Origin of the sequence: Rahnella sp. BCC 1045 (assembly GCF_019049615.1) — a bacterium.
GTDB lineage: Bacteria > Pseudomonadota > Gammaproteobacteria > Enterobacterales > Enterobacteriaceae > Rahnella > Rahnella contaminans.
Genome location: NZ_JAFMOZ010000141.1, coordinates 161,687 through 169,611 on the forward strand (window position 1 = coordinate 161,687; position 7,925 = coordinate 169,611).

Below are 7,925 nucleotides of genomic sequence, written 5' to 3' on the forward strand. Positions count from 1 at the left end.
AGTTCTTAGTCAGAAAAAACGCCCGTCGAGAGATAACGGTCGCCGCGATCGCAGATAATCGCGACCACCACGCTGCCCGGATGGCTTCTGGCAACGCGCAGCGCGCCTGCTACAGCGCCGCCGGAACTCACGCCGCAAAAGAGCCCTTCCTCACGCGCCAGTGCGCGCATCGTGTCTTCTGCTTCGCCCTGCCCCATGTCCATCACTTCATCCACCAGCTCAGGATTGAAAATGCCGGGCAGATACGCCTGCGGCCAGCGGCGGATGCCCGGAATGCTGCTGCCTTCCGCCGGTTGCAGACCAATGATCTGCACGCCCGCATGCTGGCTGCGCAAAAAGCGGCTGACGCCGGTGATTGTGCCCGTAGTGCCCATGCTGGAAACAAAATGCGTGACGCGCCCGTGTGTTTGTTGCCAGATTTCCGGGCCGGTGGTGGTGAAATGCGCCAGCGGGTTATCCGGATTATTAAACTGATCCAGCACCTTACCCAGCCCCTGCTTTTCCATTTCCAGCGCCAGATCGCGTGCGCCTTCCATGCCCTGCGCACGACTGACCAGCAAAAGCTCTGCGCCATAGGCGCGCATTGACGCCTGCCGTTCCAGGCTCATATTTTCCGGCATCAGCAATTTCAGCTTATAACCTTTGAGCGCGGCAATCATGGCCAGCGCGATCCCGGTATTTCCGCTGGTCGCTTCAATCAGCGTATCGCCCGGACGGATTTCACCACGCTTTTCTGCCTGTTCAATCATAAACAGCGCAGCGCGATCCTTGACCGAACCGGCAGGATTATTGCCTTCCAGCTTGACCCAAATCTCACTGTCCAGATCTTTGGGTAATCGCTGTAATCTCACCAGCGGTGTATTACCGATGTAATGTTCGAGCGTACTCACGGGGCTTGCCTTATATCAAAACGAACTATGAACTGATAAAAACTACATAAAGAGATATCAGACGATAAAAAGGGCGGCTCAGAGACCGCCCGGAGAAACCTGCTGATTAAAAAATATCAGGCGCTCTTCGCTAACGCAACGGGTTGTAGCGGCTGATCGCCCGCATACAGGCGTCCGTTCAGCCCGCCGACATAAAAACGATCGCCGCGCTGCGGAGCCGCGTTGCCGTGAGTATCAGAAAGTACCACGGAAAGCGGTTCGTCATGCCAGCCTTCGGCCTGCACAATCAGTTGCCAGAAGTGACCACGCGGGCTGACTTCCAGCACTTTTACCGGCAGCGGGCAACGTGGCGTACTCTGGGCGGTAATTTCCATCTCCCACGGACGCAGGAACAAATCCACCGCGCCCTGATGCAGCGGCGGGTTCTCCAGCGGCCAGTGATGTGCGCCCACATACAGCTGTGAGCCACGAATGTCGCCGCTGATTTTATTCACTTCGCCCATGAATTCCAGCACGAAGCGGGTCGCCGGTTCACGCCAGATTTCCTGCGGTGCGCCCACCTGCTCAATATTGCCCTGGCTCATCACCACGACGCGATCCGCCACTTCCATGGCTTCTTCCTGATCGTGAGTCACGAATACGCTGGTGAATTTCAGCTCTTCATGTAACTGACGCAGCCAGCGGCGCAGTTCTTTACGCACCTGCGCATCGAGCGCACCAAACGGTTCATCGAGCAGCAGAATCTGCGGTTCCACGGCCAGCGCACGCGCCAGCGCAACACGCTGTTTCTGACCACCGGAAAGCTGCGCCGGATAGCGGTTTGCCAGATGGCTTAACTGCACCATCTCCAGCAATTTTGTCACTTTCTGCTTAATCGCTTCGGCGTTCGGACGCTCGCGACGCGGCAAAACGGTCAGGCCGAAGGCAATATTGTCGAACACCGTCATGTGGCGGAACAGTGCGTAATGCTGGAACACAAAACCGACCTGACGATCGCGGGCATGCACGCGGGTCACGTCTTTGTCATGGAAACTCAGGCGACCGGCGCTCTGGTTCTCCAGACCGGCGATAATGCGCAGCAGCGTCGTTTTGCCGGAACCGGATGGCCCGAGCAGCGCAACCATCTCACCGGAAGCAATATCGAGCGAAATATCATTGAGCACCTTCGTGCGGCCAAAGTATTTGTTGATACCGTTAATTTCAATGCTCATGATTTTCCTCCCGCTCAAGACGGTCGTTGTGGCGCTTCAGACGCCATTGCAGGCCGCTTTTCAGAAACAGTGTGACAATCGCCATCAGGGTCAGCAGCGCGGCGGCAGTAAACGCGCCCGCGGTGTTATAGTCCTGATGCAGTAATTCAACCTGTAAAGGCAACGTGTAGGTTTCGCCACGGATAGAACCGGACACTACCGACACGGCACCGAACTCGCCAATCGCGCGGGCATTGGTCAGCACCACGCCGTACAGCAAAGCCCAGCGAATATTGGGTAACGTCACGCGGCGGAACATCTGCCAGCCGGACGCCCCGAGCAACACCGCTGCCTCATCTTCGTGGCTGCCCTGGCTCAGCATCACCGGCACCAGCTCACGGATAACAAACGGACAGGTCACGAAAATCGTCACCATCACCATGCCCGGCCACGCGAACATAAACTGAATGTTGTGCGCATCGAGCCAGCCGCCGAGCGGGCCGTTGGTGCCGTAGAACAGCAGATATAGCAAACCGGCCACCACAGGCGAGACGGCAAACGGGATGTCGATCAGCGTCAGAAGCAACTGACGCCCCGGGAAGTTAAACCGCGCCACCAGCCAGGCCAGCAGCGTGCCGAAAATCAGGTTAACCGGCACGGTGATCAGCGCCATCAGCACGGTCAGCCAGATGGAATGCAACATGTCGGAATCTGACAAATTCTTCCAGACCGCCGCGATGCCGTCCGAAAACGCCAGCACAAAAATGCTGATCATCGGGATCACCAGCAGCAGAACACAAATCAGCACGCCGGTGCCGATAAGCAGCCATTTCACCCAGTCGATACGCTGGCGGGTTTCGCCTGCAAAAGCCGGAATATCAGACATTACTGGCCTCCCAGACGACGGCCATAACGGCTCTGTAAGGTGTTAATCGCAAACAGCAACAGCAGCGACGCCGCAAGGATCACCGACGCAATGGCGCTGGCCGCCGGATAATCAAATTCCTGCAAGCGGATGAAAATCATCAGCGAGGTCACTTCGGTCTTCCAGGCAATATTCCCGGCGATGAAAATGACCGCGCCAAATTCCCCCAGACTGCGGGTGAACGACAGCGCCGTGCCCGCCAGCAGCGAAGGCATCACTTCCGGCAACACTACGCGGCGAAAACTCTGCCAGCGTGATGCGCCCAGTGTCTCGGCCGCTTCTTCATATTCCGGCCCCAGTTCTTCCAGAACCGGCTGCACGGTGCGCACCACAAACGGAATGCTGGTAAATGACATTGCCACGGCGATACCCAGCCAGGTGTAGGCCACTTTGATATCAAAATGCGCCAGCCACTGGCCGTAAAAACCGGTGGTGGAAAACAGCCCGGCCAGCGTCAGACCGGCCACGGCGGTCGGTAACGCAAACGGCAAATCCATCAGGCCATCAATCAGGCTTTTGCCCGGAAACTCATAACGCGTCAGGATCCAGGCCATCAGCATGCCGAATAAGCCGTTGAAAATACTCGCTACGCCCGCCGCCAGCAGCGTGACTTTATACGCCGCCACCACCTGACCATTGGTAATGACATCCCAGTATTGCGCCAGCGTCATTTGGGAAAGCTGCATCACCAGCGCACTCAGAGGCAGCAATAACACCAGACAGACGAACAGCAGGCTGCTGCCGAGGCTCAGGGTAAATCCGGGTAATACGCGTTTGCTCGTCAACAACATTACTGGTGACCTTGCTCTAACAGTTTGTCCAGCTCACCGCCGGTACTGAAATGGGTTTCCATCACTTGTGGCCAGCCGCCGAACTGGTCTTCAACCTTGAACAGTTTGGTGTCCGGGAACTGCCCTTTTGCCGCCGACATCGCCGTTTTGTCATACACGCGGTAATTAAAACTGGTGATGATTTTTTGCGCCTGAGGGCTCCACAAGTAATTCAGATAATCTTTTGCTGCCTTCTCCGTGCCGTTTTTCTCGACATTTTTGTCGACCCAGGCCACCGGGAACTCCGCCAGAATGTCGACCTTCGGCACAATGACTTCGTATTTGTCATCGCCATACTGCTTGCGGATGTTGTTCACTTCGGACTCGAAGCTGATTAACACATCGCCCAGACCGCGCTCCACAAACGTCGTTGTTGCGCCGCGACCGCCGGTATCAAACACCTGCACGTTTTTGAGGAAACTCGCCATTTTCGCGCGGGTTTGTGCGGTATTTTTGTTGTCTTCAATATTGTAAGCGCCCCATGCACCGAGATAGGTATAACGGCCATTGCCGGACGTTTTCGGATTCGGGAACACCAGAGCGACGCCGGGACGGGCTAAATCATCCCAGCTGTGGATGTTTTTGGGATTTCCCTTGCGCACCAGAAACGCCATGGTGGAATAGAACGGGGAACTGTTATTCGGCAGACGGCTTTGCCAGTCAGCGGGGATCAGATTGCCTTTGTCATGCAGGATCTGGACGTCCGTCACCTGGTTGTAAGTCACCACGTCGGCTTTCAGACCCTGCAAAATGGCCAGCGCCTGTTTGGATGAACCGGCATGCGACTGTTTGATTTCCAGCTTGTCGCCGTTGTTCTGATCTGCCCACTGTTTCTGAAAAGGCGGATTCAGCGCGGCAAAAAGTTCGCGGGAAACGTCGTAAGAACTGTTCAGCAATTCGGTGGCAGACGCCGCCCCGCTGGTCAGCAACAATGCAGCCAGCGAACCTTTCAGCAAATTTCCAGCAAAATCCGTCGTTTTCATGCTCAGCCTCAGGTGAATGAACCGATATGCGGCGTCAAAAAAGCCGCTCAATATCACACAGTGTATTTATAACTGAGGTTCAGGCTGTAACGGTTTTATATACCATTTGGTGATTTTCAAGCATGAAAAGCTATAAGGCATTAACAAACGCAGGGAGAAACACGAAGGGAAGGAATAAAGCGCGCCCGGGAACGGACGCGCTGAACGCATATTTTTTACAGCACAGAGAGCTTACGGCAAAAAGAACTTACAGTGCAGCCAGACGGGTCAGGGACGGCGCGAAGAAATAGCTGCCGGTCACCGGACGGGTGAAACGCAGCATCGCGTCACGTTTGCCATCCAGATCGCCAAACATACTGAGCAGCTGTTTCTCAATGTTCCATAAACGCGCGGCATAGCTGATGAAATACAGGCCGTGCTCGCCGCTGGCGGTGCCATAAGGCAGGCTCTGGCGGAGTATTTTCAGGCCTTTGCCGTCTTCTTTCAGATCCACACGGCTGACGTGGGAAGTTTCAGGGCGCGTTTCCGGATCCAATTCTTCGTCGGTGTCCTTCGTGCGGCCAATCACTTCTTCCTGCTGCTGCACGGAGAAACGTTCCCATTGCACCAGATTATGTTTCCAGCGCTGAACCATCACGTAGCTGCCACCTGCATCCACAGAACCTTCAGGAATGATGGCAACCTGAGCGCGGGCGTCGGCTTTCGGGTTTTCAGTGCCGTCGACAAAACCGCTAAGGTCACGTTCTTCGAGGGCCCGGAAACCATGAGTTTCTTCTAGCACCGCAATCGCACCGCCAAACGCTTTCAGCGCGGCCTGTGCGAGTGCGAAGTTAACATCATGGCGCAATGACTGAATGTGCAGCAGCATGTCGCGCTGCGTGGCCGGAGCCAGCCCTTTGCCCAGCGGCTCAAAGTTTTTCAGCTCGTCTGCGCCCTGATTACCGGACAGGTCGCGCCAGACGTCGTGACCAAAAGCCACGACCGCACCCACATGTTCAGCTGGGAATTTTTGCTGCATATCGTTTAATGCGGCCACAAATGCACGGCAGCCCTGCCTGAGCGCATCCAGGTCGCCCTGAGCTTTCGCTTCAATGTAAATGGCGAAACGGCAATGTTCGGGCAAAATGCCGCTCTGAACCTGAGTCATTTTTCTCATCCTCGTTAAATTGACCGGCGCCATCATACCGGATGTCAATAAAAATGCCTTGCGCGAAGGCAAGGCATTGAGGACTTCTTTTGCAGGCTAAAGCGCCGGCAAGCGAAAAGCGGCGTTACTGCGTCTGACCGGTTTGCAGCGGATTCGCGCGCCAGACGATTTTGCTGACTTTCCAGTCTTTCAGAGCGTCGTCAGAAGGCATCAGGGATTCCGGGCCGTGCCAGATCCCGCTAAACACATAGGTGACATGCGCGCTTTGCGGCGCTTTACACTCCACGTTCTGCGCATCGTCGCCTTCACCTTTCACGCACGAATCAAACGCTTTGGTATAGAGATCGCTGAACGACGTGCCAATTTTCACGCCCCACTCGCTCGCCACTTCAGGATCCATCACATCCACCCGCTGCACGTTACCTTTCGGCTCGCCGCTGACGGACAATTTCACGTCTTTGCCGTCCATCGCCTGGAAGAAGCTCAGCATTTTGCCATCACTCATCGACATACCGCTGCGCAGGGAATAGTTACCGTTGAGCCCGTCTTTGATGGCGGTTTCCGTCAGTGGCGTGCTGGCCGTGATACCGCCAACGCCCTGATCGGTCACGGTCAGGCTGCTGCCAAACCAGTTAAGCGGGTTCAGACCTGACCATGACATATGCGGCATGGACGGCATTGACGAGCAACCGGCGAGAAAAAGCGGTAACGCCAGCAACATCGGGCGGGCCCGTAAGCGAACAGTCATTCGGTACACTCCTTTCCTGCAAATTTCCGCAAACCGGGGCGGCCTGACGGATAAATCAGCAGCATATTTATTATTTGGAAATCGTTGTTAAGCGCCAGTTCGAGTACTTTCTTTCCGAAAAAGTTCAGCGCGGGCCGGGAAATGGCATCAGGCCAGACGGCGCGCGGCATCGAAACAGGCGCGCAAACGGCGGCTGAGCAACCAGTACGCCAGCGCGGCCGCATCGAGCAGCGCCAGTATGATATCCACTGCCGACAGCGTATCGGTACTTTGCCATACGCCTAAACCCTGCAAGGCAAAGGTCGCGAACATCCCCGCCAGCAATAGCCAGTAACCCGCCTGCCAGGTGCGTGGCCACAGATGCCGGCGTCCGCTCAGCAGGAAAACCTGTGCGGGCGGTAAACCCAGCAACATGCCGGACCAGAAACTCTGCGGATCAGGGTAAAACAGCGACAGCATATCGCTGCCCTGCTGGCGCGAGGCACCCGCCATGACGAACAGCAGCCACGTGCGGGCCTGCAAAATCAGGATTGTCCAGAACCACAGAGGTAACCGCAACATACCGTGATCGTTATAATCATCCGGATTCATAAACGTGAAACACATTCCTTCAAACAAAGTGAAATTGAACAATAATCAACGCAGCTTAAGAAACTGTTAAGAACAATCTGCTTTACTGTTTCTCAACGCGGCAACGGCTTTAAAAATCTCACTGTTGCCGGAATGTACTCTGGAAACGTTAAATTAAGGACGACCTATTATGATGAAGAAGATCACTCTGGCAACCCTCATTACACTTTGTTCAGCGACAGCGTTCGCACAACAAACAGGCGGGTTCAGCGGCCCTTCCGCGCAGGAAGCCCAAACACAACCGGCGGCGCAGGGTGGATTCACCGGCACTACCGCGCTCAGCACAGTGAAAGATGTGCAGACGATGAAAGACGATCAGTGGGTGATGCTCGAAGGCTTCCTCGATCAGCGCGTCGATCACGACAAATATATTTTCCGCGACAGCACTGGTACGCTCAACGTGGAGATCGACGGTAAACGCTGGCAGGGTCAGAACGTCTCGCCAAAAGATAAAATCCGCATTGAAGGTAAAGTCGATAAAGACTGGAACTCTGTGGAAGTGGACGTCAAAAGCGTAAAAGTGATCAAGTAATCGCTCGTTAAGCATTTGACGTAAAAAAGCCCCGGCGGTGAGTCATCCGC

The 7,925-nt window shown here is 55.3% G+C and carries 9 protein-coding genes; 1 reads left to right on the forward strand and 8 read right to left on the reverse strand.

Annotated features, from left to right (window positions below):
• Window positions 1-5 precede the first annotated feature (5 nt).
• The 8 genes from cysM to J1782_RS22345 form a co-directional block, all read right to left on the reverse strand.
• On the reverse strand, window positions 6-890 hold the full coding sequence (gene cysM / locus J1782_RS22310; RefSeq protein ID WP_152324518.1) for a cysteine synthase CysM: 885 nt from the start codon (window positions 888-890) through the stop codon (window positions 6-8).
• A 116-nt stretch (window positions 891-1,006) separates the two neighbouring features.
• Entirely contained in the window at window positions 1,007-2,101 is a 1,095-nt protein-coding gene (gene cysA, locus J1782_RS22315) for a sulfate/thiosulfate ABC transporter ATP-binding protein CysA (protein ID WP_165058434.1), read from the reverse strand.
• Window positions 2,091-2,966 (reverse strand): sulfate/thiosulfate ABC transporter permease CysW, encoded by an 876-nt coding sequence (gene cysW / locus J1782_RS22320; protein WP_152324520.1) that lies wholly within the window; start codon window positions 2,964-2,966, stop codon window positions 2,091-2,093. The genes cysA and cysW overlap by 11 nt, the downstream gene beginning before the upstream one ends.
• The gene (gene cysT, locus J1782_RS22325) at window positions 2,966-3,796 is read right to left on the reverse strand and encodes a sulfate/thiosulfate ABC transporter permease CysT (protein ID WP_101076275.1); all 831 of its coding nucleotides are present in this window, start codon (window positions 3,794-3,796) and stop codon (window positions 2,966-2,968) included. The genes cysW and cysT overlap by 1 nt, the downstream gene beginning before the upstream one ends.
• A complete protein-coding gene (locus J1782_RS22330; RefSeq protein WP_152324521.1) occupies window positions 3,796-4,818 on the reverse strand; it encodes a sulfate ABC transporter substrate-binding protein in 1,023 nt (340 codons plus the stop codon). The genes cysT and J1782_RS22330 overlap by 1 nt, the downstream gene beginning before the upstream one ends.
• A 247-nt stretch (window positions 4,819-5,065) precedes the next feature.
• A complete protein-coding gene (locus tag J1782_RS22335; RefSeq protein ID WP_152324522.1) occupies window positions 5,066-5,965 on the reverse strand; it encodes a Dyp-type peroxidase in 900 nt (299 codons plus the stop codon).
• Between the two features lie 124 nt (window positions 5,966-6,089).
• Window positions 6,090-6,713 (reverse strand): RpoE-regulated lipoprotein, encoded by a 624-nt coding sequence (locus tag J1782_RS22340; RefSeq protein WP_208951296.1) that lies wholly within the window; start codon window positions 6,711-6,713, stop codon window positions 6,090-6,092.
• A 147-nt stretch (window positions 6,714-6,860) separates the two neighbouring features.
• Window positions 6,861-7,304 (reverse strand): DUF2919 domain-containing protein, encoded by a 444-nt coding sequence (locus J1782_RS22345; RefSeq protein WP_217153921.1) that lies wholly within the window; start codon window positions 7,302-7,304, stop codon window positions 6,861-6,863.
• Window positions 7,305-7,476: 172 nt separating this feature from the next.
• Between J1782_RS22345 and J1782_RS22350 the strand changes: the two genes are divergently transcribed.
• Complete coding sequence (locus tag J1782_RS22350; protein WP_193333091.1) at window positions 7,477-7,875, forward strand: YgiW/YdeI family stress tolerance OB fold protein; 399 nt, start codon at window positions 7,477-7,479, stop codon at window positions 7,873-7,875.
• Window positions 7,876-7,925 lie beyond the last annotated feature (50 nt).